18 protein-coding genes are annotated in these 26,358 nt (G+C 46.8%); 1 reads left to right on the forward strand and 17 read right to left on the reverse strand.

The features are described from left to right. Positions 1-16: 16 nt before the first annotated feature. The 11 genes from flgL to DFP94_RS14770 form a co-directional block, all read right to left on the reverse strand. A complete protein-coding gene (flgL, locus tag DFP94_RS14720; protein WP_114497234.1) occupies positions 17-904 on the reverse strand; it encodes a flagellar hook-associated protein FlgL in 888 nt (295 codons plus the stop codon). A 40-nt stretch (positions 905-944) separates the two neighbouring features. Continuing rightward, the gene (gene flgK, locus DFP94_RS14725) at positions 945-2,516 is read right to left on the reverse strand and encodes a flagellar hook-associated protein FlgK (protein ID WP_114497235.1); all 1,572 of its coding nucleotides are present in this window, start codon (positions 2,514-2,516) and stop codon (positions 945-947) included. 32 nt (positions 2,517-2,548) lie between these two features. Continuing rightward, positions 2,549-3,049, reverse strand: a complete 501-nt coding sequence (locus DFP94_RS14730; protein ID WP_114497236.1) for a flagellar protein FlgN — start codon at positions 3,047-3,049, stop codon at positions 2,549-2,551. A gap of 9 nt (positions 3,050-3,058) precedes the next feature. Further along, positions 3,059-3,343 (reverse strand): flagellar biosynthesis anti-sigma factor FlgM, encoded by a 285-nt coding sequence (flgM, locus tag DFP94_RS14735; protein ID WP_114497237.1) that lies wholly within the window; start codon positions 3,341-3,343, stop codon positions 3,059-3,061. A gap of 126 nt (positions 3,344-3,469) precedes the next feature. Next, entirely contained in the window at positions 3,470-3,895 is a 426-nt protein-coding gene (locus DFP94_RS14740; protein WP_114497344.1) for a TIGR03826 family flagellar region protein, read from the reverse strand. Between the two features lie 97 nt (positions 3,896-3,992). Continuing rightward, positions 3,993-5,039, reverse strand: coding sequence for a ComFC family protein (locus DFP94_RS14745; protein WP_114497238.1), 1,047 nt, complete (start codon positions 5,037-5,039; stop codon positions 3,993-3,995). Further along, positions 5,036-7,072 carry a helicase-related protein gene (locus DFP94_RS14750; protein ID WP_425459259.1) on the reverse strand — a complete coding sequence of 679 codons (2,037 nt, stop codon included), beginning with the start codon at positions 7,070-7,072 and terminating at the stop codon, positions 5,036-5,038. The genes DFP94_RS14745 and DFP94_RS14750 overlap by 4 nt, the downstream gene beginning before the upstream one ends. Before the next feature lie 493 nt (positions 7,073-7,565). Further along, entirely contained in the window at positions 7,566-7,988 is a 423-nt protein-coding gene (locus DFP94_RS14755; protein WP_114497240.1) for a hypothetical protein, read from the reverse strand. A gap of 247 nt (positions 7,989-8,235) precedes the next feature. Then, on the reverse strand, positions 8,236-8,964 hold the full coding sequence (locus DFP94_RS14760) for a response regulator (RefSeq protein WP_114497241.1): 729 nt from the start codon (positions 8,962-8,964) through the stop codon (positions 8,236-8,238). Continuing rightward, positions 8,945-10,132: a sensor histidine kinase gene (locus tag DFP94_RS14765; protein ID WP_281269493.1), complete on the reverse strand. Its 1,188-nt coding sequence runs from the start codon at positions 10,130-10,132 to the stop codon at positions 8,945-8,947. The genes DFP94_RS14760 and DFP94_RS14765 overlap by 20 nt, the downstream gene beginning before the upstream one ends. 47 nt (positions 10,133-10,179) lie before the next feature. Further along, positions 10,180-12,903, reverse strand: coding sequence for a stalk domain-containing protein (locus DFP94_RS14770; protein WP_114497242.1), 2,724 nt, complete (start codon positions 12,901-12,903; stop codon positions 10,180-10,182). Between the two features lie 306 nt (positions 12,904-13,209). Here DFP94_RS14770 and DFP94_RS14775 point away from each other — a divergent pair, with 306 nt between their 5' ends. Then, on the forward strand, positions 13,210-13,971 hold the full coding sequence (locus DFP94_RS14775) for a hypothetical protein (protein WP_181873162.1): 762 nt from the start codon (positions 13,210-13,212) through the stop codon (positions 13,969-13,971). A gap of 4 nt (positions 13,972-13,975) precedes the next feature. Here DFP94_RS14775 and DFP94_RS14780 read toward each other — a convergent pair whose 3' ends face one another. From DFP94_RS14780 to DFP94_RS14805, 6 genes are all read right to left on the reverse strand, one after another. Then, complete coding sequence (locus DFP94_RS14780) at positions 13,976-17,278, reverse strand: SwmB domain-containing protein (RefSeq protein ID WP_114497243.1); 3,303 nt, start codon at positions 17,276-17,278, stop codon at positions 13,976-13,978. Positions 17,279-17,718: 440 nt separating this feature from the next. After that, positions 17,719-18,921, reverse strand: a complete 1,203-nt coding sequence (gene metK, locus DFP94_RS14785) for a methionine adenosyltransferase (RefSeq protein WP_114497244.1) — start codon at positions 18,919-18,921, stop codon at positions 17,719-17,721. 215 nt (positions 18,922-19,136) lie between these two features. Further along, positions 19,137-19,409, reverse strand: coding sequence for an alpha/beta-type small acid-soluble spore protein (locus tag DFP94_RS14790; RefSeq protein WP_114497245.1), 273 nt, complete (start codon positions 19,407-19,409; stop codon positions 19,137-19,139). A gap of 115 nt (positions 19,410-19,524) precedes the next feature. Further along, positions 19,525-20,055, reverse strand: a complete 531-nt coding sequence (locus DFP94_RS14795; protein WP_114497246.1) for a hypothetical protein — start codon at positions 20,053-20,055, stop codon at positions 19,525-19,527. A 115-nt stretch (positions 20,056-20,170) separates the two neighbouring features. After that, positions 20,171-22,708 (reverse strand): hypothetical protein, encoded by a 2,538-nt coding sequence (locus tag DFP94_RS14800; protein ID WP_114497247.1) that lies wholly within the window; start codon positions 22,706-22,708, stop codon positions 20,171-20,173. 153 nt (positions 22,709-22,861) lie between these two features. Beyond that, positions 22,862-25,954, reverse strand: a complete 3,093-nt coding sequence (locus DFP94_RS14805; RefSeq protein WP_114497248.1) for an S-layer homology domain-containing protein — start codon at positions 25,952-25,954, stop codon at positions 22,862-22,864. Positions 25,955-26,358 lie beyond the last annotated feature (404 nt).

The raw sequence follows: 26,358 nt of genomic DNA on the forward strand, positions 1-26,358 counted from the left end.
CTTTCAGCCTCCGCCTCTATCTCAGAAAATCAACAAGTGAAGTCTGCATGATTCTTGCTCCTGTCGAGAGAGCCGCCTGTAGTACCGTTTCCTTGGACTTCAAGTCAATAATCGCGGAAGGAACATCCACATCTGCTACATGGGCACGCTGTTCCTTCAAACTGACTTGATCATCGGTTATCCGACTCTCCATCAGTTCAAAACGATTCATTCTGGCTCCAATTTCAGCCCAGCTTATCGACAAACGGTCTGCCGAAACGTCAATCTTTTCTAATGCGGCACTAATTCCTGTACGATTATCAGTATCCAATGCATTAGCCAGATCATCCAACACTTTAAAAACATTGTCCGTACCGGCTTCTCCGAAAACAACTTCGCCTGTAATACTAACCGGCACCTTTACTGCAGGACTTACGTTCAAGTAGAACAACCCGGGATCTGTTTTCTCTCCAGCTGCTCCTGTTGAAGTGTATGGTGGCTGATCGGTCTTTTGTCCATTAAACAGGTATCTTCCGTTAAATGTGCTATTGCCGACTGTTACCATCTGTTCTTTCAATTGCTTGATCTCTGCGGAAATAGTTTGTCTCTGCTCTAAAGCATAGGTACCATTAGCAGCTTGCAATGTCAAAGTTCGAGCGCGTTTTAGCACGTCGCTTGCCTGTTGTAGCAAGGAATCCATTGTTTTTAAAATTTCAGAGCCCGTCTGGGCATTCATCAAAAATTCCTCACTGCGGGCAAGATCCGTATCATAACGCATCTGATACCCGGTTCCGATCGGATCGTCACTCGGCTTACTTATTTTTTGGCCTGTGGCTAGCTGTTGTTGTCCAGTAGTCATTGCTGTATTGATGTTTCGCAAATTTTTTAATAGTTGAATATTTTGCATCATACCTGTTACGCGCATGAATGAACCTCCTTCATGAGTCTAAGTCAACAACTATTTATTATAGTCCTACTCGGCCCATTTGATTGATAACTCGTTCTAGCATTTCATCAACTGTAGTCATGTTGCGGGCAGCCGCATTATACGCTTGCTGAAATCTAATCATATCCGCCAGTTCTTCATCCATGGAAACCCCGCTCACCGATTGACGCTGTATTTGCAAGTTATCGGTCATGGTTTGTTCATTCTTGTAATTGCGCTCCGTATTGCTTGCCCGAATCCCAAGATCAGCCGTTAAACCACGGAAATAGTCATCCGTTGTCCCTTGGGACATGGAGGTAAGGGAATCAGGGAAGGTAAAGATAGCGTCTCTTAAACTGGCTAAAGCATTGGCAACATCGCTATTCCCGCGGATTACTTTATTCACGCCATTCACAGTCTCATACTGCGATGAAGCAGCAATTTTATTGGTATCCGCCAAAATTTCTGAATTTACCTGAATGCTATCAAGGGTGAAAGCTCCCGTAGTGGACGTAAAGAAAGGAATGCCAGTGGAAGTCGGTTCCGTTAGCGTATACCCTAATTGATGAAGTCCATTAAAGCCATTTACCATAACTTCCATAGACGAAGTAATCTTCGATCCGGCAGGAATGGAGCCCCCGGCAGGAACTACTCCCATCCCGTCCACCGTAACATCGTTTAAAGCCACCATATTATTGGTAGTGACGTAGCCGTTATCTAATGTGACCTTAATTTCTCCGGTGACAAGTGTACTTACCAAACCATTCAACTGGTTGCGAATTAAATCCGTTTCTTGAAGAGACTGGACATAACCGTGAAGTTGCCCCGCCGTAGCTGTAACGGCATTCGCTGGAGCTAGCGCCGTAACGTTCTCTCCATCAAGCACATTCACGCCTGCAGAAGTGATGTTAACCATGCCGTTCTCATCCTCGGCATACTGCACGTCGACTATTGTCGAAAGCTTATCCAGCAACAAATCTCTCTGATCCCGATAGTCGTTTGCACTATCTCCAAAACTCTCGTTGTCCCGGATCAGTACATTTAATCTCGCTATATTATTTACGATATTATTGGCTTCAAGTACTTTTTTATCAATGTTGTTATTCACATCGCTTGATAGGTTGTTCAAGGATTCACTGATATGTTTCAGCGTGTCCACCAAATTACTGGCTGCGCCAGCAACGGCTACACGGGCGCTGAGCAAGGATGGGTCCCGATTCAGGGTTTCCCATGAATTCCAGAAGTCATCCATTACAGCGCTAAGACCGCTTCCCGAGGGTTCGTTTAGAATATTCTGGATTGCGGTCATACTGGAGTTTATGATCTCCCATGAACCGAGCAACTGGTTCTCCCGTCGGAATTGAGTATCCAAAAAGCTATCTCTGATCCGGGTAATACTGGTATACTCAACACCCGTTCCCAATTGCCCCGGCTGCTGGCTTTTCGTCATACCCATGGCCCAGATCGGATTAGCTTCCCTTAAATTCACCCTTTGTCGGCTGTATCCCTCAGTATTGGCATTTGCGATATTGTGCCCTAGCGTTTGCATCGATACGGTATTTACAAACAAAGCTCGTTTGCTTGTCTCTATGCCATGAAAAGTGGAGGTCATCTTCAATTCCCCTTTTTTAACGAATCTTTTGATTATGCTCTAGTATCAAATATGCTTCTATGCGTAGGCTTTCTGTCCTGACTCGTGGGCGGGGAATAAATAGGCCCGTCATCCTCCCCGCCAATCATCAAATTTAAAGAAAAATCGATAAAAGAAAGCGACTGTGTAATCAGTTCCTGGTTTAATTCATTAACTTGCTTCAACTCAATCAAACGGTTTCCCAATTTTTTTCTAGCTTCGTCCAATATCCGTTTTTCCTCAGGGTCGAATACAAGCCGTAGGATTTCCGATATTGTCAACTCAAGCTGTGACTTGATGCCCTTGGAATACAAAAATTCCTGTGCCACCCCTAAAAGTTCCTTCTCGCATTCCTCAATGGCTTTTACCATTTTGGATTCAAGAGACAAGGTGCTCATCAATTCTTCATAGTTACGGTTAAGAATAGCCTGTTTCTTCTGCTCCATCATTTCCAGCAGATTGGCATGAAGTCCATCCATTTTCAGCAGACCGTCAATTAATACTTGAACCTCCATGGCCGCCCCCTATTTATCGGTAAAAGACTTAAAGTACGGAAGAAGCTTGTCTGCCAGTTTGCCTGCGTCCACATGGTAGGTTCCCGAAGAAACCTGGGATTTCAATTCCTCAATCCGTCCTGCCCGGGCAGGATCCTGGGTACTCTCCTGGGCTTTCAGCAATTCCATTCCCTCCGTCGAGATGGACACTTCGTCCTTCCGGCGAGTTTTATTGTCCGAGTCTTTATGCTGCGATTCGATTTGTCGTTGATAGTTATTTATGGCTCCGATCCGTCCGGTGTCATTAATTTTCATGGGCTCCACCTTTCCCTCCAAATAAAAAAGCCGATATTCTTTACTAAGTTTATCGGCGTGTGTTGAATCATATTTAATAGCGAACCATTGGTTTATAAAGAATATTATGCCAAGTTTTAAGTAATTTTAGCGCACAGGACCTCGGAATTTGTCGACTACTCCGTAAGCGCCTCCGCCACGTCCCTCTTCACTGTCGTTATTTTTTCCCGCCGACTCTTCTCTGGCAGCAGCCGACAAATCGCGGGTAAGGCGTCCCCGACAGTTATCGCACATGTTGCCGTCGCGAATAAGAACACCGCACACTTCGCACGGATACATCATATTCGGATTATTAGCAATCGAGATCCGGCCTTCTCTGATGAACTTGGTGATTTGCCGAATTGAAACCTCTGTAGCAGCAGAGACTTCCTGAATCGTAGCGGTCTTCTCTTCGCGCAAATATTTAAGGCACTTCTCATACTCCAGTTCGATATCCTTCATGCAGGCTGGACAGATGTCTCTGAAATTTTTAGCAAACAGTTTCCCGCAGCGCGGGCAATTCCCAAGATTCATCTCCATATTAAAGCTGCTCGTCCTTTCAAAAATACATATTCTGCTGATAGATTACCTTATTTGTGCAATTTCGTCCATTGTTTTGTAAAGTCCTGCTTCAGGAACGCGCCCAGGTCAAAATATAGATTTCGGCCTGTCTGCCCAACAAGTCGCATACTTCATGAAGCACTGCGGCACACGTATTTACCGTACTGCCTGTAGTATACACATCATCGATCAGCAGCAGCCTGATCGGAAGCGAGGAATGTCTTTCTCCATTCAAATAATCGCTCTCGGATGAAAAAATGGAGTAGGGAAACCTGTTCCGGGTTGGGCGGGTAATAAAAGCCTGTAGCAGATCCTCCGCACCCGGGGCGGCCCGGAAGATGCCTTGCAGATCCCGCAGCCGTTGCCAACGGTTCTTGAAGCTTTGTTTTTCGGTATGCCGGAAGCGCACGAGTAGATCCAATAGCGGCGAACCAAGCACAGCCGCAGCTTCTTCTGCCAAATTCCTGGCCTGATTGAATCCTCGCTCCAGCATCCGTTCTTCGCTCACCGGCACATAAGTCACGGCATCGAAATGAAACTTCCCTGGGGCACTTTTTACTCTCAATTCTTTGATTAAACGGGTTGCGGCTACCCCGGTCATTCGGGATAGAACGGAACCCAACGATTCATCCCCTCTGAATTTGTACCGCGCAAGCCATTCTTTCATCATGGCGTTATAGGAAACGGCGCTTCGGTTCAACACGAAATGTCTGGGGCCCTTCCCTGTCCGGCTGCAATCGGGACACCCGACAGGCCGGCCGCAAGTATCGCATCTGGGGGAAGCGATCCAAGGAATCGAGATATAGCAGGAGTTGCAAATTTCCGGGTAACCTTTTACTTTGCCCGAAATCATTTTTCCGCAAGTAAGGCACGGCAGGCCAGGGGGAGCAAGCAGATTGTGGAGCGGGGACAATACCGCTTCTTTGGCGGTGCTCCAGTCGATCAGGGAATAAGGAGGCGTACCTGATTCATTTACCGTTTCACATGGATGTCTGTATTCCGGGCGGAATCGGAACCGTTCGCCAACCTCTCCGTAACACTGCCGGTTCCAGTTCCGTTTCCTTGCTCTTGACGGGCTCTCTTTTTCGTTACAGTTATGCGGCATATTCATTATCATTTTACTACCTCCTTATTCTCCTTGAGAAATCCGTTTTTTCTGGCGATAGCATTCATCCTGCGGATCTGGCGCACGGCGCCTCGTTGGGATCGGGTCCACTCCGCAGAGACGAAAACGATCGTTCCCTGCGGATCATCCTTGGATCTTCCCGCACGGCCGGCCATTTGCACGAGTGAAGCTTCATCAAACATTTCACTGTCCGCATCCAGGATATATACATCGCTTTTCGGGACCGTCACTCCCCGTTCCAAAATGGTCGTAGTCACTAAAAGCCTTATGTTCGTTGAACGGAAACTCAAAACATGGTCACTTCTATCCTTATCCTGCGAAGAGGTCCCCTCTATAAGGAGTCCCGGAAACCGGCTTCTAAACAACGCCACGACGGGTTCAATATGACGAATCCGGGAAACGAATACAAAGATTTGCGCCCCTCTGGAAATCGACTTTTCCATGGATGTGATCAGCGCCGGCGCAAACGTTTGCCGGCGAAGGCAGGACTCCACGGGATTCATGCGTATTCGGCTCGGCACAGGAAGCGGGTGGCCGTGGAAACGGGCCGGTACTCTTGCATGTGGAAGTCGGCCCGATCCGGCTTCACGCCGCAAGTTATTAGGAGGCGTTGCGGAGAGAAAAATGAATCGCCCTTCCGGTTTGCAGGAGGCTTCGGCCGCAAAGGCCAGCATCGGATCATTATGGTAAGGAAAAGCGTCCAGTTCGTCGATAATGACCAAATCGAAGGCATGATAAAACCGCATTAATTGATGGGTCGTCGACAAGAACAATCGACTTCCTGCCCATCGCTGCGGACTTCCGCCATACAAGACGGCTATTACTTCCTCCGGAAATACCTTGGCAAGCCGCGGAGCCAATTCCAGAACAACATCCCGGCGCGGGGTCGCTACCATCACTTTCCCGCCGCGGTCCAGTACGTAGCGCAGCAACGGAAAGATCATCTCCGTCTTCCCTGCTCCCGTAACCGCCCACAGCAGAAAACGCAGCGGCCTGGGATCTAAAGATGGAAACAGGTCGGCTGGATTGGCGGAGTTCACTTGGACCCCGGTAATTCCGGTTACCGAACCTGTTGCGGTAACTGGTATCTCCCGGGGGGCCCAATGGCGGAGCAGGCGACGGAGTTGATGGAGCCACCTGTGTTCATCGGGTGCGGCCGCACCTTGCAAGCCGCCGTTGGAGCGGCGGCTAAGCAACAGGGATGCAGGTGCGGCACCGTGCCGGGGCTCAGCCTGCGGCAGCGGCTGCGCCAAAAACCGCAGCGCGGCGCCCGCCGCTTCGCGCTGCGCCGGGCTCAGCCCCCACCGGTCCAGCAAGGACCCGGTGGGGACCCCCGCCGTGCCGCCTACGGCCGGCGGCACGGTTCTTGCGCTGCTGCCGCGCAGCAGCAGCGCACAAGAACGGCTGCGCCCCATGGCGAGGCAGGCCTCGCAGTAGGCGCAGCCGCTGCAGCCGCACGACCCGCAGGGCGTGCGGCGGTGCACCCCGCTGCCGCAGCGGCGGCAGCGGAGCTCGCGGGCCCGCCGGCCGGCACGGCGGCCCGAACCGGGCCGGGCGTCAGCCTGCGCGACACCCGACGTGAGCTGCAAGCGCCCTTGCAGGTGCGCGAGCTGAACCACGGAGCGCCAAGCCGGTCGCAACTCCGGCAGGCGCTCCGCCAGAAGCTGCTGCAGTTCCGCCTCCAGCAGCGACCTCCCCTCCAAGGCGTCCGCAATCGCCTTCGCCTCTAGACTCAGCTCCTCCCAGTCCATCACCGTCAGCCATGCGACTGCCGCTTTCCCCGGCTCTCCATTCGCCCACAAAAGAGTAGGCATATCCTGTCCGGACATGCTCCAGCTTTTCGGAATCTGTTCACACTCCAGCTCTTGCTTCAAGCTTGCGGCTATATATTTCATCCAGTCCCCGGGCTTGAATCGGTCCATCTCACCCGTACTACGAAACCCGTCCCTAAGAGAAACGGCCCAACCTAGAGGCATAGAGCCGGATAGCAAAACTATCGTTTTTACTGCTGACTCTGCCTTCATTCCATCAAGATAATCTCTTGATAAAACCCTACTTTTTTCTCTCTCCCCATACTTCGTCTTTCCCATGACCCACCACCAAAAATCAACCCTACGATCCAAACTTATCACGACCCTCCAACCTTCTTCCTGCCGGATTGCATAAAGACACACCCTCATCCTAAACCTCCCTTTTCATCCTGTTATTTAATAATCATTTAATATATTCCTTTTCAACAATAGCTAAATACCAAAACGTCTAACAGTAATATTTGCAACTTTGGAAATTAGCTGGAATTTCGAAACTGCTCCATTATTACTGGTCCGCCATTCTCAGTCCTTCTTTGTAGCGGAATTTCCCGGGATCGGATTTTGGGACGAACTATCCTTATCCAGGGGTCCTGAAACCTACCTGAAACGCAAAAAAAGCACACTCCCCGACATTTAGCCATCAAAGAGTGTGCTTCACACTTTCCATCGTTTCCGGATATGAAATTGTAATCGCTGCAAATTTGCTTCATACATGGACATAAGGAATTTTTGCCGCCTCCTGCGGCACGCGAAGATCGACGTGCACCTTGATCTCCTCTTCCGTTCCTGCAGCTTGCCTTCCTATTTCCTCTGCACCGACCGTCATCAGGCAGACCGCAGTCAGCTCAATTCCGGCTTCATCCCGCAGCCGCTGAATAATTGCCAGCGTATCATCCTGAGATGCTTCATCCAGCACCGTTACTCTGACGGACTCGCCGCGAAGCCGCGCATACCACGATAATGCCCTTAAATACCATTCCATCTGATTCTCATGATTATGAGTCACCAAAATATAATGCAATTTCTTACCGTCCTTCGGCTTCGTCCGCAAAAGTACGCCATGCAAGAAATGCACGAGTACCGCTGCCAACCCATAGCCGAGCAGGATCCAACCCATATAGGATACCATAGACACCCCTCCCTGTACTTATAACGACAATATATGCCGTAAAAAGGGAGTCGGTTCCTGGGTTGGCATTTCAAACACTTCCATCCGGCTGCACATGATAGTAAATATGTACGCGGCCCTGCAGAACTATATGTTACTGAATCTCAGGGGGATCGAGGCAGTCCTCATTTTTCATGATCCAGCCAAAAGTGGCACCCATGTCCACAAAAAATTACGATCCTTTATTTCGAAAAGGTATGCCAGGTTATTACAGAGTAACCCAACCGAATTTAATTGCATTAATAACCGCTTGCGTCCGGTCATCAACATCCATTTTTTGCAAAATACTGCTGACATGGTTTTTGACTGTCTTCTCGCTGATAAAAAGATGTTCGCCAATCATTTTGTTGCTGCGTCCTTCCGCCATCAAACGAAGCACTTCGGATTCACGCCGGGTAAGGGGATTATCTTCACCCGCCACAAATTTCACGCCCGCTTCGCGGATTGCATTGTCTTCGGCAATGGCGCCCGTCTCGCTCAGATACTCCATGCGGCGAAGCTGCTGAATCAGTTTCCCGGTTACCTTCGGGTGAATGAAAGCATTGCCCTCCGCTACTGTGCGAATGGCATTAATCAGCGACTCGGCTTCCATGTCTTTTAACAAATAACCGGTCGCCCCTTTGCGCAAGGTTTCGAAAACATAGCTTTCATCATCATGAATCGACAAAATAATGACTTTCACTTCCGGAAGCGCTTCACGAAGCTCAGCCGTAGCATCGACCCCGTTTAAAAGCGGCATATTAATGTCCATGAGGACGATCTCCGGGTGGAATTGCCTACAGCATTCCAATACTTGAATGCCATCGCCGCACTCTCCAACGACTTCGATGTCTTCCTCCATATTCAAAATCCGCTTTAGGCCCTCGCGAAACAACTGGTGGTCGTCAGCCAAGAGTACTTTAATTGCTTGTCTACTGTTAGAAATGAGGTTGTCCATCCTGGTACTCCTTTCTCTTCTCTGCGTTAGTCGGAATGTGGATAATAATTTTTGTGCCCATATTCGCTGTTGACTCGATTTCCATTCTTCCTTCCAGCAATTCTACCCGTTCTCTCATACCTATTAATCCGAAATGAGTATGCTCTTTTGTCTTTTGTTCCAATTGATCCACCTTGAATCCAAGTCCGTTATCCTGGACTACGATTTTGACCATTTGAGCCTGATAGGTGATATCAACACCGACATAAGTAGGGCAGGCATGCTTGGCTGCATTGGTGAGAGCTTCCTGGACCAGTCTGAATACCGCGGCCTCCATAGGTGAAGACATCCGGTGTTCCTTTCCTCTTGTTTCGAAGGTCGTCCGAGTTTTCGTTTTTTCCTCAAAATCATGCACATATTTTCGCAATGTAGGAATCAATCCAAGATCATCCAAAGCCATCGGTCTTAAATTAAAAATAACTTTTCGCATCTCTTCCAGACTGGAGCGGACCTGACTCTTCAAGTCTATTATTTCGTCCTGCACCATCTTAAATTCCTGCTTCGCAAGCATTCTTTCTACAATTTCCGTCCTAAGAACTAGATTTGCGAGCAATTGCGCAGGTCCATCGTGAATCTCCCTCGAAATCCGTTTGCGCTCCTCTTCCTGAGCCAAAATGATCTTGAGGCCGATCATTTGCCGGTTTTTTGCCGATTCCAGAATCCGGGTGACCTGGCCCAATTCGCCGGACAAATACTCCAATACGACGCCCATTTGTGAACTGACAGTTTCCGCGCGTTCCACCGATTTCTCGACATTGCGCGCCCGTTTTTGCAATTCGTCCCGGCGGGCTTTGAGATACATTTCTTTTTCGCGAAAAATTAAAAGGTCCAGTTGAAGCTGAGTGGCCTTTTCATAGGCCTGCTTGATGTCTTCTTCCTTGTATCGCACAAAATCCCGGCTGACTTCTGTCAGCCGGATGCGGGAACGCCGGTAATTAATTTCAAGTTGATCGACCTTTTCCACGGTCTCCGCCGTTTCTTTGATGACTTGCTGCAATTCGTTATTAAGTGTCTTCAATTCATCGCGAGCAGAGTCCAGGATCTCAAGGATTTGCAGCTTGCTGCTCTCCATAACGCCAACGGCATTTTTTATAACGCGGTCAATTGCATCAGCTTGATAATCTGCCACTTCAACCTTCTCCATTTCCAAGTGTCCATTTATTCCAACTTATCATATCACGATTGAAGGGTGATCGTTTTAGTTTTCTTCTCCCAATTTACGGTAATTCCCAGCTGCTCAGAGACTAGTCGCAACGGGACTAAAGTCCTATTACTTGAAATAATCGGAGATACCGCAGCTTGCTTAGCGGTTCCGTTCAACATGAATTCTTTCTTGCCCACGGTCAATTCCAGTACCGTAGTACCACTCGTTACGGTAATCTTCTTAGCTGTTTTGTTCCAAGCTGCTTGTCCGCCGTATGCATCCAGCACATATTTGATTGGAACATAGGTAGTTCCGTCCTTGATCAGCGGCGCAGCATCGAGATTTTGCTTTTTGCCGTCTATGGTCATGCTCTTTTGGCCGGCTACCATTACCACCGTTGTGCTCGGCAGCCCTGGTTCTCCACCCGTAACGGGCGCCGTGAACCGGATGTTGTCAAAAGAGACGCTGCCTGTCAATGCTCGTTCATCCTGACCGTCTTCCAGATTGACGATATACAGCCGCTTCAGCTTGGCCGGATGTTTGATGGCGCTCGCGGTAAGGTCCACGGTGAGCGTTTTCCAGCCGGTGAAATCGAGCGGCCGCGCGAGATCCACGTAAATGCTCTTGCCGTCCGCATCGGCAAACTCGGCCCGCAGCCAGTTCAGACTGCCATCTCCCAAAACGTCGACCGCCATCGAGGTGGCGCCTTCCGGAATGGTCTTGCCTGTCGTGCCATTGATCTGGGCATAAGCGAACTTGTTGCCGCTGCCTCCGGTAAGGTCGTAATCCAATTTCAGCACTTTCGATTTCTCACGTTCCCCTGTTCCCTGAACGATAGCAGCCGTTCCTGTAACTTCAGCCGGCAATCCGGTAAACGATACCGGGTAGGATGCATTCTCGAAATTCTCCCAAACCTGCTCCGAAGATGCCGATAAAACGATCGGCGTGCCGCTGAATCCATCATATTTTGGCGTAGCGTAAGCTACTTTCGCTCCATTGTTAACGGATTGAACGCTAAGCACTCCATTTTGGACGCTCGCCTTCATCCCCGTGAATTCCCATTTCACGGACTCATCCGGTACATTCACCGTGTTTCCGTTCTTAAGTTTGGCAGTAACCGGTACCGACACCGATGTTCCGGCTTCAAGTGAAGCAAAGGTCGTTACAGGCGTCAGGCTGCTCAGGTCCGACCCGCCAAGCACAGTCACTTCCATGCTATCCTTGCCGTCTCCACTGACCGCCGTGATTTTCGAAGTTCCCGCTTTTACGCCCTTGAACCCTTCGCCGGTCCAGGCAATATTGCCGTTATCCGATTTCCAGGTAGCCTGAATGCCGGCGGCATCCACCGGATTGTAGTAAGTGTCATATCCTTTTAGCGTATAAGCAACCGTCTGGCCGATCAGCAAAGTAGACGCCCCGCTAACTTTCAATCCTTTCAGCGCTCCTTGAGGCGCTATCGTATAAACCCCAAGGCCGTTGGCCACGGCACGTTGTCCGGCCGCACCGTTCGAGGTCGTAAAGGTCAACTTCGCCGCCGTTTCCGCCAGCGGACGGGTAACCATCGTCGTCGAACCGCCACCGTCCAGATTAATACCTTTCCAGACGCCGATCGAGGTCATGAACTTCTGTAGTTCAGCCAGGGTCAAGCCGGAACTGGAATTATTTTTTTCAATCGTGATGATATAGGCTTTCTTCCCATCCTGGGAATATCCGACCGCCGTACGGGCTACCGCGCTGCCCCCGCTAATCGAATTTGTGGGACGGGTAAAAGAGGACCCTTTCCCCTGGTCCACCAACAGCGTATGCCCGCCGATCATCATTTTGAAATCCGACGGATTCACTTCCTGTCCGCTGGTTTGGGAAACGAGACGATACGTGGAATCTACTCTTTGCCCTACCGTCATATGGGTGACAATATAGTCAGCCGCCTGTCCATGCCCGCGCAAAATATACCCGTCCGAAGGAACCGGTCCCGGAATGGCAGATTGGTGCGAGATTTGCTGAATCACGCCGCCCTGAACCAGCACCTCGGTCGGAGTCGTTCCGCTTGCCTTCGGGCGCTCCTCGGACTTCCAAGCGCTCGTGTATATAAACATATTATTCACGTGGCTAAAAGCGCTCTCCGGCTCCGTCTTGTACGACTCTTGATTGATTCCGGAAAGAGGGAAGGTCGATCCGTCCTCCGCCAGCACCGATCCGGTAAAATCATAACGGTCGATCACCGGGGTATTATCGCTTTTTACGCCAAACGTAAACATCCCCTGAAGCTTCGAAGGGCTTGTGACCAGCGTTCCCTGGGATATGGCTGCGCCCATCGCCACACCCTGGCCGCCCGTTTGGAAGAAGTCTCCGTTCACTCCGGCTACCGCGCCGTTTTCCTGTGCCATACCCTCGACGGATTGTCTAGTCGTTAATTGCCCTGCTTTGCCTGTCATCACATCCAATTGGACATAAGGATTGCTCAAATCCACTTCGATCACGTCGGCCAGCACTTTGACCTGCTTTCCTGACCGCGTGGTTGTATATTGATACTTTACCAGTTTAGCACCGGACGTAATGTTTTCTTCACCTAACCGGGTAGCCTTATTTTCCGCTGCATAAGCAGTGGACGATGTTATACCGAACGGCTCAACTAGAGCCACCGGCTGTATCCAGATCAAACCCGCCAATGAGACAAGAATCAGTTTTTTTCCTTTATCAGCCGCCAGACGTACAATCTTTGCCTTCCTTCCGGCTTCCTCTCTTTTTACAACCATTTTTGTCTGCTACTCTCCCATCATAAATGCAGTCTTTTATCCCGGGTAATGCTCCCCAAAGAATCTAGTACATAATTAATAGACTACATTTAGCCGGAAAAGTTACGAAAAAAAGCAAATTTCATGAAAAATGGTAAACAGATTAACTAGCTTTATAAAGAATCCACAAATTATAGTTGGACTACTATATACATTATTGCTATAATTATCCCGTTAAGTGACGAAGAACGTCCTGACAATCTGAGAATTCAGAGGGTCGGGACTTTTTTTGTGCAAAAAAAATGGAAACAAAGGAGATGACTGAAAATGGCTGCAAGCTTTGAATCTGCGCATGAGGCTTTTTTTAAATCCCATTTGGACTGTCGTTCCCCGGAATGGAAAGGGCAGCTTGTCAGAGAACATGGGCATCATGAGATCCAGTTCCTCAAAAATGTATGGTGGCCGCTGTTCGGGAATTTGAAGGATTTGCACCCGGAATATGAGGTCCGCGATTGGCGCGGGAAGCCCTTTTTCGGAGATTTTGCCTACTTGCCGGGACGCGTGAAATGGTTAATCGAAATCAAAGAATACGGTTCGTATATGCGGGAGACGGGCCGAAGAAGTTTTGCCGAAGAGTTGAATCGGGAACTATTCCTGCAAGCGTTAGGCTTCCGGGTCATAAAGTTTGCATTTGATGACGTGGAGCATCGGCCCGAATTGTGCAGGTATTTACTCCAGATGCTGATCAACCGTTATCAGGCAGGGCAACAGCCTGCAGGACGGCCTTTATTTGCGGAAATGGAAGTTGTCCGGCTCGCCCTTAACTCACCTCATCCCATTCATCCCCAACAAGTCGCGCTCCACTTTAACATCGACTGCCAAACTGCCGTTCAAATGCTGCAATCCTTATGCGCTACGGGTTGGCTTCGCCCCGTCGGTTCGGCAACAGATGAGAACCTCCCATTCTATGAATTACTCAAGGGGGACGCAATGCTAGACGAAACGGAGCAGAAAGTGCTAACGGAATCGTTATATAAAAAAACAAACCTTCCGATGGCCGAAGCGGCACCGGAAGGCATATACGGTTAACTAATTAACTATTGTTAATTTTGTCTAGTACGCGTTTCAACATGACAGCGGCCTGGGCGCGGGTCGCATTGCCGGCCGGCTGGAACCGGTTAGCGGAGACGCCTTGGATGATGCCCTCCTTAACCGCCTTCGCGACCGTTTCCTTGGACTGGATCTTGGCCCCGTCTTTGAAGCGACCGAGCACTTGTCCTGAAGAAGAGCCCAAGTTGGTGTCATGGCCGGCATATTCCATAGCCCGGACCATCATCAAAGCCATTTGCTCCCGGGTAATGAAGCTTCCCGGTTTAAAGGTTCCGTCGGTATTCCCGTTGATAATTCCCGCTTTCGCCGCCGCACCAATATAACCTGCAACCGTACTTCCAGGCGCGACGTCGGAGAAGCGGCGTGCATTCGCCGCATCCGCGGTCAAACCGAGCCCTTTCGCAATAAATATGGCAAACTCGACACGGGTAATATTTTTATCCGGTTCAAATTTGGCACCGGAACGGGAATCAACAACCAGCTTACTCGCCAGTTCGGTAATATCCTTGCTCGCCCAATGCTTCAGCGTATCCGTAAAGTAACTGTAGCCCGCCGCAGGCCCCACCGCTTTGCTCCCATTGATTTTACCGCTGAACACAAAGGCGCTTCCGGCTCCCTTAACACTGGAAGGCACAAAGGAAGCCGTTCTCGTTAACAGTTCGTATTGAGCCAAGAATGTTTGATCGCTTGCCAAGGTATTGGCAGCTTTCATGTAGATATTTCCGGTAGCATTCAATTCAACGGCGTTTTGCGACGCCGTGCCGCTGAATACAGTCACGCTTACTTGAATCGGGTCTACCAAAGGCGTTGTCGTAACCCCATTATTATAATTTAATGTAGGCATCTGAACCTTAGTTACGGGCTCCAACTGTATTGTAATAAATGCAGAAGTCAGTGCCGATACATTCAAAGATCTCGAAATCTCCATAAACGGAATCTTTTCAATAGGCAATTCATACATCACCGAATTGTATTTCACCGCAAAAGTGCCCGTTTTTCCGCTGCTGTACATTTCCATCAAAGGAGTCACGGGAATGACTACTTCAGCGGCCTTCTCGGTGGAAGGAACTTCGAACACGATCCGTTTTGTCGCCGCATTGCTTCCCGTCAAGTATTTGTAGGCGTTTTGCAGCTTTACCGTATCGATCGTATATTTTTTGATCCCCTGACCGAATTTGGAGCGGCTGTCCGTTGCTTGAGCCGCGCTGATATTCAGTAAGTACCCGCCCACACCAAAATCAACGTTCGACATCGTCGTGAGATAGTCCGGTTGGGTGGTTGGCGTCGTTGGGGTTTGTCCAGTTTGATTCGTTTGGCCGCCCGCCGTATTTTGCACCGACATGTTGTTAAAACTTTTCAGTTGATTACCAAGCGTATCGTACAGCGAAGATGCCCCCGTCAGATAAGACAGAGTAACTACCTGCCCGGCCGTTACAGGCGTTGCCAGTTTCAAAATCACGGTATTCCCACTAATGGTAGCAGATGTGATACCCATACTGATCTTATCCACGAACACATTAAACTGGTTCACCGGAAGGTAAGACATACTCCGCAGCGTATTGTTATAGGTTATCGTCAACGTGTCCCCCGTAACTGTGGCGGAACGCACGCCCTCGGCTACGGATGCATAGGTGACCTGCTGGAGATTGATATAACCCGCCAAGTTTCCAGCTAAATCGGCAATTCCGTCGCTGCCGCCCGCTACATAGGAAATGGTTACAGCTTGATTTTGCGTGAAAGAAGTAGCTAAAGTGAGTTTTACCTGATTATTCACTACTTCCACAGCATTTACATAGACCGGAGCATTATTGACCAAGACCGAGAATTGACTCTTCAGAGGCAATCTAGTTGTGCGCAAAGGTTCGTTATAGTTTAGGATTATCGTTTTGCCCGAGCCTTCCGCTGATTTAAACACGGGAGCCACATTATCATTATAGTTTCGGACGAAGTAATCGGAGAATCCGGCGATTTCCATGCCTCGATAATCCTGAAGCCGATATGAACCTGGAGAATAAGAGACCTTCACCACTTCTCCGTTGGCAACCGAGCTGGATAAATTTAAGGTGATGGTCGACCCGCTGTGTGTCATGCTGGAAATCGATTTTATACTGTCGTTAGCCGTAACCGTAAACTGCTGATAGGCATAACTGGATGGGCTTTTCAAAGATTCGCTAAAATATAAGACTACTTTATCTCCGCTAACGTAACCATCTCTAGGTTTTGGAGATACCGTGTCTATACCGTTGGTAACTTGTTTTCCCGAAAAGGTTGCAGCCAGATTCCCGTACTCGTCTCTGACCGTTTGGCCGGTATAGCTAATTTTCACATCTTGTCCCACGGCAACTCCAGTTTCAAGGTACACATAAACATATTGTCCCGAAACGGATACATAACTGATTCGACGGGTTTCCCCATTTACAGTCACCGAAAAATTCGAACTCGACACATAAGCGGAGGAGTTCAAGTCCTCATTATACTGAAGACGGATGGATGTGTTGCTGTTCATGGTTGCGTTTTGAAGCACTGGCGCTGTCTTGTCATTCGCAGAGGCTGTCGTAAACCACCAGCGGCTGCTTCCGGAAAAGCCTTCAAAGTAATTGGAGCTGTTGCCGGCATCCACGATGCCGTAACGGTCCGCTTCCACGTAATAAGTCGTTCCCGGCTCAAGGACAGACTGCGGACTAATCGTAACGGTACTGTACCCGCTTGTCGTTACGTTAATCGGTACGGAAGTAGAGCTGCTAGATCTACGAAGCGTAAGTCCTCCCTGTGAGGTGTTCAATTTTACATTTTTATTAAACTGTATGCTCGGTTGTACATTTACGCTTACATTCGTGCTTCCCGCAGACGGATTGAAGGAAGACACCGTAATAGACCCTGTGCTGCCGGCGACGGTTCTGAAAGACCAGTACTCCGCATCATTTGTCGTACCGTCCTCACCGACAAAGGTTCCCTCTGGAACTTGTACCGTATAGAGGGTATTGTACTCAAGCTGTCCGAATGGGGACAACTCTACATCATAGGTTGCCGTGGTAACCGTCGCATTGATGCTTTGCGAGCCCCCCGTACCGCTCTTGGTCAGCCAAATCGATCCTTTCGAGGTCACCTTTTGATTAAACTTCATCTTGATCTTGGTATTGATCGGCACGTTGTTTTCCCCGTTAGCCGGACTTGAACTATCCAAATCCGTCGGAGGAATGGCGGCCGACACCGATAAGCTCCCCCATGCGCTTAACAGATTGATGACCATAAAGATGGCCAACAATGCTGATACTTTTCGTTTCATTCGTCAAGCTCCCCTTTCACCTGCATTGCTATGTATTTCACGCCATAGGCCATAAAGCACACACCTATATATATTAACGGCATTTCGGACCGTGAAGTTTAGGGAAAGTATGGAATGATATACTGTCGTATTTTGTTCCCCACGCTTCGCGAGCTCAAATGAGCAAAACCACAAAAAAGAGCCGCCAACAGGACGACTCTCTATCTCTGAACGATTAAGAATTTTTATTTCTCTCCGCTTTTCTATTGTTTTGCAAATCAATCAGCCGATTATACTGGATCGTGTCTAAAGAGGCCTTTTCACTATACTCAAACTACCTTATGTCCATCCTGTCTTTTCCTACATCTGAAGTGGCGTTATGTACCTTACTGGCTAAAATGCCGTAAAAAAACTGGATATCCTTCTCATCCCGAGAAAGATATCCAGCCTTTTATTAACAATTAGATCCCTGCTTGAGCCTTCAACGCTTCAGCCTTATCCACACGTTCCCAAGGAAGGTCGATGTCCGTGCGGCCAAAATGACCGTAAGCAGCCGTCTGACGATAAATTGGACGGCGTAGATCCAGCATCCGGATTATACCTGCCGGACGAAGGTCGAAATTTTCGCGGACCAATTCCACCAGCTTCTCCTCGGTTACTTTTCCTGTACCATAGGTATCTACATTTATGGATACAGGGTTTGCTACACCAATGGCATAAGCAAGCTGAATTTCCGCTTTGTCAGCCAATCCTGCGGCTACAAGGTTCTTCGCCACGTAACGCGCTGCGTACGCTGCAGAACGGTCGACTTTAGTCGGGTCCTTACCGGAAAATGCACCGCCGCCATGACGAGCATAACCGCCGTAAGTATCGACAATGATTTTACGGCCGGTAAGGCCGGCATCCCCTTGCGGTCCGCCGATGACAAAACGACCGGTAGGGTTAATGAAATATTTTGTCTCCTCGTCCAACAATTCTGCCGGTACGACAGGAAGAATTACTTTTTCTTTTATATCCTTCTGGATTTGCCCCAGGCTTACTTCTTCTGCATGCTGCGTAGATACCACAATCGTATCGACGCGTTTAGGCTTACCGTCCACATATTCGATCGTTACTTGAGTTTTTCCGTCCGGGCGAAGATACTCTAGCGTGCCATCCTTACGTACTTCAGAAAGGCGGCGGGCAATACGATGCGAAAGGGCAATAGGAAGCGGCATTAATTCTGGGGTTTCGTTTGTAGCAAATCCGAACATTAGCCCCTGGTCCCCTGCACCTATATTTTCCGTTTCTTTATCCACTTGTGCCGGATCACGATGTTCCAAAGCAGCATTAACGCCTTGAGCAATATCCGCGGATTGTTCATTCAATGAAGTCAACACAGCGCATGTGTTGGAATCAAAGCCATATTTCGCACGAGTATAACCGATTTCCTTCACCGTTTTCCGAACGATGGCAGGAATATCCACATACTCCGATTTTGTACTGATCTCACCGATAACGAGAACAAGCCCGGTAGCCACAGAGACTTCGCAAGCTACGCGAGCATATGGATCGTTTGTCAAAAATGCGTCAAGAACCGCATCGGAGATTTGGTCGCAAATTTTATCCGGGTGTCCTTCAGTTACTGACTCGGAAGTAAATAAATGTCGTCCTTGTATGGACATAAAATCAACCTCCCTAAGTATAGTATGGCAAATGCCTAAGTATCCAATACTAAATATATGACGTGAAACGATGAGGATAAATCAAGACCACATGAACCATAATCAAAAAATGAACCTTTCCCTTAACGGAAAAGGTTGAATTGTCAATCCTCAAAGGTCATATTAACGCATTTGCCAAGTCATGTCAAAAATTATAGGTACAAGTCCTTTGGATTTTATAAAAGAAAATCCCGCTCTGCATGCGCAACAAGACGCTTTGTAATTTCGCCCCCAACGGATCCATTTTCGCGAGATGTTAAATGTCCCCAGCTCCCGCCAGGACTTGCACCCCCGCCAAAGGATCCCAGCTCTCCGGCAAATTCGGTATCTGCCCCAGAGACGCCTCCTGCGCCGCTCACTGGCAGTCCGAACTCAGCCGCGATTTCATATTTCCATTGATTGAGCACTTGACGGCTTTCAGGAATGATTTTACGATTGCTTCTTGCCATGGATCATACACCTCCTGTAATTTTATAACTCAGGGGTAGTATGTGCATGACTTACCTGGCTAGCCCTATTAATGTTTGTTACTTCTGGCAAATCATGTCCTTAATAAATCGACTGCTACTGGATTTTATATCCGCCCCTTACCATGACAGTCAGGTTGTATTTGTTGCCCTCTTGAACTTGTATTCCTCTCCCGTCTCTAGGAAAAGAAAGCAAATGGTTGTTGGCTACCGCCCCGCCATTCGTAATGTCCTTACCATCCGTTAAATCGGCTACACCATTCGAATCTTGGCTGTAAATAACTGCTTTCCCGGACCGTACAACAAATTCGGCACCTGCAGAAGCAATAAGAATCTGCCCCGGCTTTACATCCACAATAGATACTGCGTCAGATGAACTTCCGCTTCCTTCATTGGTCGATGGCGTTGTTGGGTTCGTGGGTGTTGTTGGAGTCGTCGTGGTGCCCCCCCCTTTAATAGCCTGCTGAATCGCTTGATCCACATAGCTCTTTGTCACGACAGGATCATCTGCGGTTCCTGGCTGATTTGTAACTCCAGCCCCTTCCGCGGTCAAATTCATAAGTGAACCGGCCAAAATTCCTCCGCCTACCACCACAGCGGCCGCGATTACTTTCCATGCTGTTTTCATGCTGCATACTGCCCCCTTAACGAAATGGAAATCTATTAATTTCATAATAGAGGTTTTAGTAGAGGGGGACAAGCAAAAATCCCTCCGCGAGGAGGGATTTTTGCTGTGATCTTAATTATCTATACAAATCGGAGTTTACATATGGTACAGCATAAGTTGCAATCTTCGTTTTTACGCCTTGATAAGAATCGTAGATTGAGAACTGGAACGCGCCGGATCTGGATGTTCCAAAGATTAAGTCATTCACTGTAAAGGAGTAACTCATATTGCCTCCAACAGTGATGTCTTTTTCGAGTTCAACTTCTTTCTCGAATCTAGCTCCACTGGAGTCCATGACCTCCATAACAAATTTATGCTGGAACTCACCCATTTGGAACGTTAGATCACGTTTCAGATCATATTTCATTTTCACTTCGAGACCTGAAGAATTCGTACGTCCCTCAATTTCCCTAACATCCAATGTATAAGGGAACAATTCTACACCCTTGAGAGTGTTTTTAATATCACGGCTTTCCAGCTTCAGTTCCATCGCATTAGCGTTCACATAACCCGTCGGTTTTCCTTCAGCATCCGTAAATTTGTTCTCCGTGATCGATTCACCCACAACTAGCTTCCAATTGGACACTACTGTTCCTTTCGGTACCTTAGCGGAGAAGGATGCAAGACCGGCAGACTTTGGACCCATCGTCGTTTTAACTTGGTTCACATCAGCCTTATAATACTGGCCATCTTCTGTTTGGAAGTAACCTGTTAACTGTGAAAGATTATTTTGTTTATCTTCCAGATTCCGCATAATCAATTCTGTATAGATGATATCATTAGTACTTCCTTTGTACATATACGTTTTACGGGTCATGAGATCCGCTTTTTTGTCAACTGTCTCCAAGTTATTATAAGATCCATCAGCAATCACTTTGAGATCTGACGTATTTCCGTAGTTCGAGAACATAATCCAATTGCTCGTTTTATCCGTTCCTGCTTTTTGCAGCAATTGAACCTGTAATTGAGAGAACTTCAGATTCGACGGTACGTTAGCTACTACATATACGCTTGTCTTTTCCCCTGGTCCAAGAACTTGCGATGTATTGCTATTCACCAACTGTACGGTGCTGCTCAGCGAAGTCAGATCCATTTTATAGGCCCCGACAAAGTCCGGAAGCTTAGCAGCTTTTATTCCTTTATTTGTAATCGTGATTTTCGTCGAAAGAAGGTTGCCGTCATTCCATGGAAGCTTCTGAATACTATCCAAAGTTACCCCATAAGTGCCATCATTGTTTTTAATTAAACGTTCCTGGCCTAAGGCATGCTGCATTTCCGTAAATTCAGGCAGACTGTATACAGCAATCGGGTAGCTGCTTGCACTGGATACTGGTGTAGCGGGCTGCTCCGGTGTTTGTGCTGACGACCCCGTTGACGTTTTTAAAATCAGTTCCATGTCTTCTGCATTAGCGACCACAGGGATGTTGCCATCCAAAGAAATCATTTGCTCTTCGCCTGGCTCTAAAGAGAGTCCTTCCATACCGCTTGCCGTCAAAGGATATGACTTGTTCCCCAATTGAACTTCAAAGCTATAGTTTGGAACAGTTACTGTTTTATCTCCATTATTCTTAAATGCAAATTGAACGGATAGAGCACTCTCCCCAAAGCTTTGATTTCGGGAAATACTTTCGATTCTTGTACTGATATTTGTGTTATCAACCTTAAGAACTTTCTCTTTATTAACCGCCGTTTTAGAAGTTTGTCCCTTTCTAGTTCCCAAGTTCAATGAGGCTACAGGGATATCAGATTTTGAAGTCTCATCCGTCTGTACTAGCACCATCAGCAGGTTATTCAAGTTAACATTTTTAGGCAATTTGGCAACTAGGTTTAATGTTTTGGCCTCCTGCGGCAAAATTTGATAAGTCGAGCTTGCTGCATCCGGCGTTAAAGCGAATGGTGTGCCGCTCGCGGTTTGAATCACATACTTAAAGTTTAGATTTTCCAATGTTTTGGATGAGGCGTTTTGTAAGTATAAGGACACGTTGACATAGTTATAATCGCCAAGTCCCAAAACATTGACACCCATGACCTTGGCGTTCATGGCCATATCATTTAAGACCAGTTTGCGTGTAGTGTTTACAGGGGTTGCTACAGAATAGCTCGCTGGAATATTAATGCTGCCAAGAATCTGTTCGTATCCAGCCACACTAAAGTTCCACTTAATTACTTGAAATTGCAAATCACTAAATTTCAAATTTTTCGCAATCTTGGCTGTGTATGTAACACTGACCGTAGAACCAGGCACTACTTTCTTCTTCTCTTTGTCAGTACCTATGGCGGTTACGCTGTAAACCGTGCCGGATTTGGTTTTTACTTTTGTCCAATAATCGACCAAGGAAATCGCTTTGCTGTCATTGTTCTGATAAGTGAGTGTATACGTCAATACACTTCCCTCATTTTGAGAAAGAATGTTCACATTGCTCAATCTCACCGTGCTCTTTGACGTAAGTTTTATTGGATTTAAATGATTTAACGTTTTGACCGCCGATTGACTTTGAGACTTCGTATTCGTTGTCTTAGATTTGGCTGCCGCAGCATCCACGGCGCCTGCTGCACTTTGAGCCATTAAAGCAGCTACAGCCAAAGAAGCTACAACCAGTTTCGCTTTACTCAAGTTCAAACCTCCTATTAATAAAAAAGTCGTATATATTATATACGTACAAACTTAGAAAAAGTTTAAAAAAAGATTATGAACTGAGGATGAATTTAATATTTAAGCAAAAAAAATAAAACGGGCACTAGGCCCGTTTTATTACACAAAATTAAATTAGTTCTTGTAGTATCTCGAAAGACTGTCACCCTTAAGACCGTTTCCAGCTCCGTCGACAATGTATTTATTTGTTTCATTGTCGCCCTTCACTTTCAGGTAGAAGGAAGCATTTGCACCAAGGTTAGGAACCGTTTGGCCATCCTTCGTAAACTCTACACGGAAGGTAACAGTTTTTCCAGTGCCGAAGTTAGCAGTAGTTACTTTACCTTTATAAGTGACGTTGTTGGATACAGCTTCGATCTCAAGATTTCTGTTTACAAGATCAACTTGGTCAGTTAAACCAACATTATACACGCTAGTATTGAATTTAACATTTTCAGTCACATCAAAGCTGATATCATATGTTGCAGTAGTTGCCGTTACATTTACCAATCTGAGACTATCATCTTTCAATTCAGGCTTGATTTCATCAACAATAGTCAGATTCTTATTCTCTTCAAGCTTCACACCATGCTCATTTTGAGTATAGATGTTAGATTGGGCAACAGTCGACAGTTTAATTGGTGTACCATCCGCATTCTTCAAATCGGATGGAAGTCTAGTGCTGTCAGTGTCGTTCAATTTAAGCGTAACCGATTTGCCATCCGAAGCAAGTGTATAGGAGTATGCAGTTTGGTTACCAATCAAGAAATCAGTTTCAGACAGGTTGTTGATTTTGGAATCAAATTCAACTTTGATTTCGGTTGTGCTGATAGCTTTAACACTGTCTGTCTTAATACCAATGTATTGACTGTCGCTGAAGGACTTCGTCAACTCATAACGGCCATTTTGTTTCAAGAATTCGCCTTCCGAGTTTGCAATGTAGCTAGCTTGGATGGAATAATTCTTGATGTCAGTTTGGTTAATATTGTTGAGCAATTTAGTTTTAATGCGAACAGACTTCGATGTCAAAATATCAACATCATTATTTTCATCAGTCAATTGACCAACGGATGTAGTGCCATTCAACAAATAATATTTAGCAGCTACAGTAGCAGAACCTTCACCGCTTGTTGCAACATCTTTGTTGAATTCTACATAAACATATTTGTAGCCTGGTTCAGCATCACCATACCATACACGGTCGATTTCGCCTTTAGCAGCTTTGGATACATCCAAATCAAGTGTTACTGGAAGCATAACGTTCCCGATGCTAGCAGTATCCTTGATACCGGAAATAGTAAGAGTATACTTCTCCGTTTTCAATTCACTACCGAGATCTACCAGAATAACACGTTTGTTGTTACCATCAAAGCCAGGAGTAATCGTTGGGTTCCCCTTCGAATTCAAACCGGCAACAGTAGCAACCGTGCCATCCGATTTTTTCACAACATAGTTAGCTTTATCTTTAGCGGAAGCATCATCAAGATCTTCGCTAAATCTAACTTTAGCTACATAGTGACCATCAGAGTTCAATTTCAACTCAAGATCCGATACAGTTGGGCGAACAGTGTCAAGTTTAGGAGTTACCTTAACTTCTCTGTCGGCTTTGTTATCACTGTAATCAGTAACACCCTTCAGAGTAATTGTATTCTCCGAGTAGTTGATTGGATTATTGAAGAACAATCTTACTTTGTTATCTTCAATAACAACACGGGAAGCTTTGTTGCTGCTTGTATTTGCAGAAGCTTCTGCTACAGCTTTAATCGTTTCATTGAACTCTACAATAACTTCTTTCAAGTCTTTCGTAGTAGCCGAAACAACTTCAGGAGCAACCGTATCTTCAGTTACAGTGAAAGTGTTGGATACAGCAGCCACACCCAAACCTGCAAAATCCTTAACATTTTCAACGGATACGGTGTGTTCACCAGTTGTCAATGCAGTTTGAACGATTACTGTGTCAGGATAAGAGAACTTAATGCTAGCACCGATGGCTTTACCATCGATTTTGTAGCTACTGGAAGTCATTGCAGCACCTGGGTTAACAGGCTCGCTGAACTTGATCTTGAACGCCTTAGTTCCAAGACCTGTTACTTCTTTAACAGTTGGAGCTGCAACGTCGAGTGGAGTAAACTTCACTTTTTGGCTGAAAGTTTTCGTTCCATCTTCGTTTTTAATGTTCTTAATTTCCAGTTCGATTTCCTTTTGGTTAACAAGGCTGGACGATTTCTCGTCAACCAACAGTGTTACGGATTTCTTATCGCTGGAAACCGTTGCGCTATGGAAAGATCTGTCTTTGATGATGTAGTTATCTTCATCACCAGCAGTTTCCGCATCAACAGAGCCATCAAAAGTAACTACGATTTGTTTCAGCGCTTCGGATTTAACACTCTCTACTTTTTGAGCCACTGTAGTAACATAAGTCACTTTGTGAGTGTACTCTTTGTCCTTGTAAGTGAATTTCACTTCAGTTTCTTTGTTAGCTTCGAGAGCTTTTTCCAAAGGAACTTTTACAACTTCATTGTCGGACATTGTGAATTCAACATTCTTAGGATCCACTACTTTGTAGGATTTAACAGTAGGAACTTGGTTAGCTTCGTAGATCGCATAAGCAGCAACAACTGCTTGGGAGCGAGTAGCGTTAGCTTGGTAGTTCACACCTTCAGAGATGTAACCAGCTTTAACCGCTGCTGCTACATAACCTTTAGCCCAGTCGCTAGCAGTGTTGTTAGCGTCAGTTGGAACTTCAAGTTTCAAAGCAGTTACCAGAACTTTTGCAAGTTCTTGTACAGTTACGTTGCCAGTAGGGTCGAACAATTTTTTAACTGGATCTTTACCATTGAGGATACCAGCTTGTGTAGCCGATTCAATGAAAGGAGCTGCCCAGTGATTAACTGTGTAGTTCTTGTCTTTGTAAGATGCTACGCCATTTACCGGTTCCAAACCGATGGATTTAACAATAATTTTTGCAAGCTCAGCACGTGTCAGAGCTTTCTCCAGATGGGATTGACCGTCTGGGTAGCCTGTAAAGATGCCCGCTTCTTTCAAAGCATTAAATTGTTGTTCGTCTGTCAATTTAGCATCTGCACCGAATGCCACGGAAGCAAACATAGAGAATGCCATTGCTGTAGACAAAGCTACGGATAAAATTTTCTTCATAACCTTTTTTTCTCCTCCTTGATTAACTATCGCATGAGAATTTTCTTTAAATGAATAGCTCGTGTTACTCATTAGCCATTGCACCCCCTTTCCAGAGCCTGAGCAGGTTTCCTATAAATTAGGTCTGCGACGGGAGCCGCAGAAACTTGTAAACAATACCATGAAAATAGAATGTAGAAATAGACTAGTTTCCTAATCCTACCTAAACATTATACAATGAGTCCCAAATGCCGTAAAGCTAAATTTTCTAATAGATAGACAAGTTTCCCCATGAGGAACATGTTGGAATGTCTAAATTGGTCATCATTGTTAATGCTCTACATCTTAAACGCACGAGTTTCAAAAAAGTTGCGGACTTTCGAAAAAAAATTGCAAGATTGTTACCTTTGCTAAGGTTAGCCACTTCTACAACATTTTTACTCCAATGCCGCCTAACGGAAATTAGTATAACATCCTTAAAATTTACAGTCACTAAG

The organism is Fontibacillus phaseoli (assembly GCF_003337355.1).
GTDB classification, from domain to species: domain Bacteria; phylum Bacillota; class Bacilli; order Paenibacillales; family Paenibacillaceae; genus Fontibacillus; species Fontibacillus phaseoli.

Excerpts from the sequence above, each read along its gene's own strand:
- flgL (WP_114497234.1), bottom strand. The coding sequence starts at position 904 with ATGCGCGTAACAGGTATGATGCAAAATATTCAACTATTAAAAAATTTG.
- flgK (WP_114497235.1), bottom strand. The coding sequence starts at position 2,516 with ATGACCTCCACTTTTCATGGCATAGAGACAAGCAAACGAGCTTTGTTT.
- DFP94_RS14730 (WP_114497236.1), bottom strand. The coding sequence starts at position 3,049 with ATGGAGGTTCAAGTATTAATTGACGGTCTGCTGAAAATGGATGGACTT.
- flgM (WP_114497237.1), bottom strand. The coding sequence starts at position 3,343 with ATGAAAATTAATGACACCGGACGGATCGGAGCCATAAATAACTATCAA.
- DFP94_RS14740 (WP_114497344.1), bottom strand. The coding sequence starts at position 3,895 with ATGAATCTTGGGAATTGCCCGCGCTGCGGGAAACTGTTTGCTAAAAAT.
- DFP94_RS14745 (WP_114497238.1), bottom strand. The coding sequence starts at position 5,039 with ATGATAATGAATATGCCGCATAACTGTAACGAAAAAGAGAGCCCGTCA.
- DFP94_RS14750 (WP_425459259.1), bottom strand. The coding sequence starts at position 7,072 with ATGAAGGCAGAGTCAGCAGTAAAAACGATAGTTTTGCTATCCGGCTCT.
- DFP94_RS14755 (WP_114497240.1), bottom strand. The coding sequence starts at position 7,988 with ATGGTATCCTATATGGGTTGGATCCTGCTCGGCTATGGGTTGGCAGCG.
- DFP94_RS14760 (WP_114497241.1), bottom strand. The coding sequence starts at position 8,964 with ATGGACAACCTCATTTCTAACAGTAGACAAGCAATTAAAGTACTCTTG.
- DFP94_RS14770 (WP_114497242.1), bottom strand. The coding sequence starts at position 12,903 with ATGGTTGTAAAAAGAGAGGAAGCCGGAAGGAAGGCAAAGATTGTACGT.
- DFP94_RS14775 (WP_181873162.1), top strand. The coding sequence starts at position 13,210 with ATGGCTGCAAGCTTTGAATCTGCGCATGAGGCTTTTTTTAAATCCCAT.
- DFP94_RS14780 (WP_114497243.1), bottom strand. The coding sequence starts at position 17,278 with ATGAAACGAAAAGTATCAGCATTGTTGGCCATCTTTATGGTCATCAAT.
- metK (WP_114497244.1), bottom strand. The coding sequence starts at position 18,921 with ATGTCCATACAAGGACGACATTTATTTACTTCCGAGTCAGTAACTGAA.
- DFP94_RS14790 (WP_114497245.1), bottom strand. The coding sequence starts at position 19,409 with ATGGCAAGAAGCAATCGTAAAATCATTCCTGAAAGCCGTCAAGTGCTC.
- DFP94_RS14795 (WP_114497246.1), bottom strand. The coding sequence starts at position 20,055 with ATGAAAACAGCATGGAAAGTAATCGCGGCCGCTGTGGTGGTAGGCGGA.
- DFP94_RS14805 (WP_114497248.1), bottom strand. The coding sequence starts at position 25,954 with ATGAGTAACACGAGCTATTCATTTAAAGAAAATTCTCATGCGATAGTT.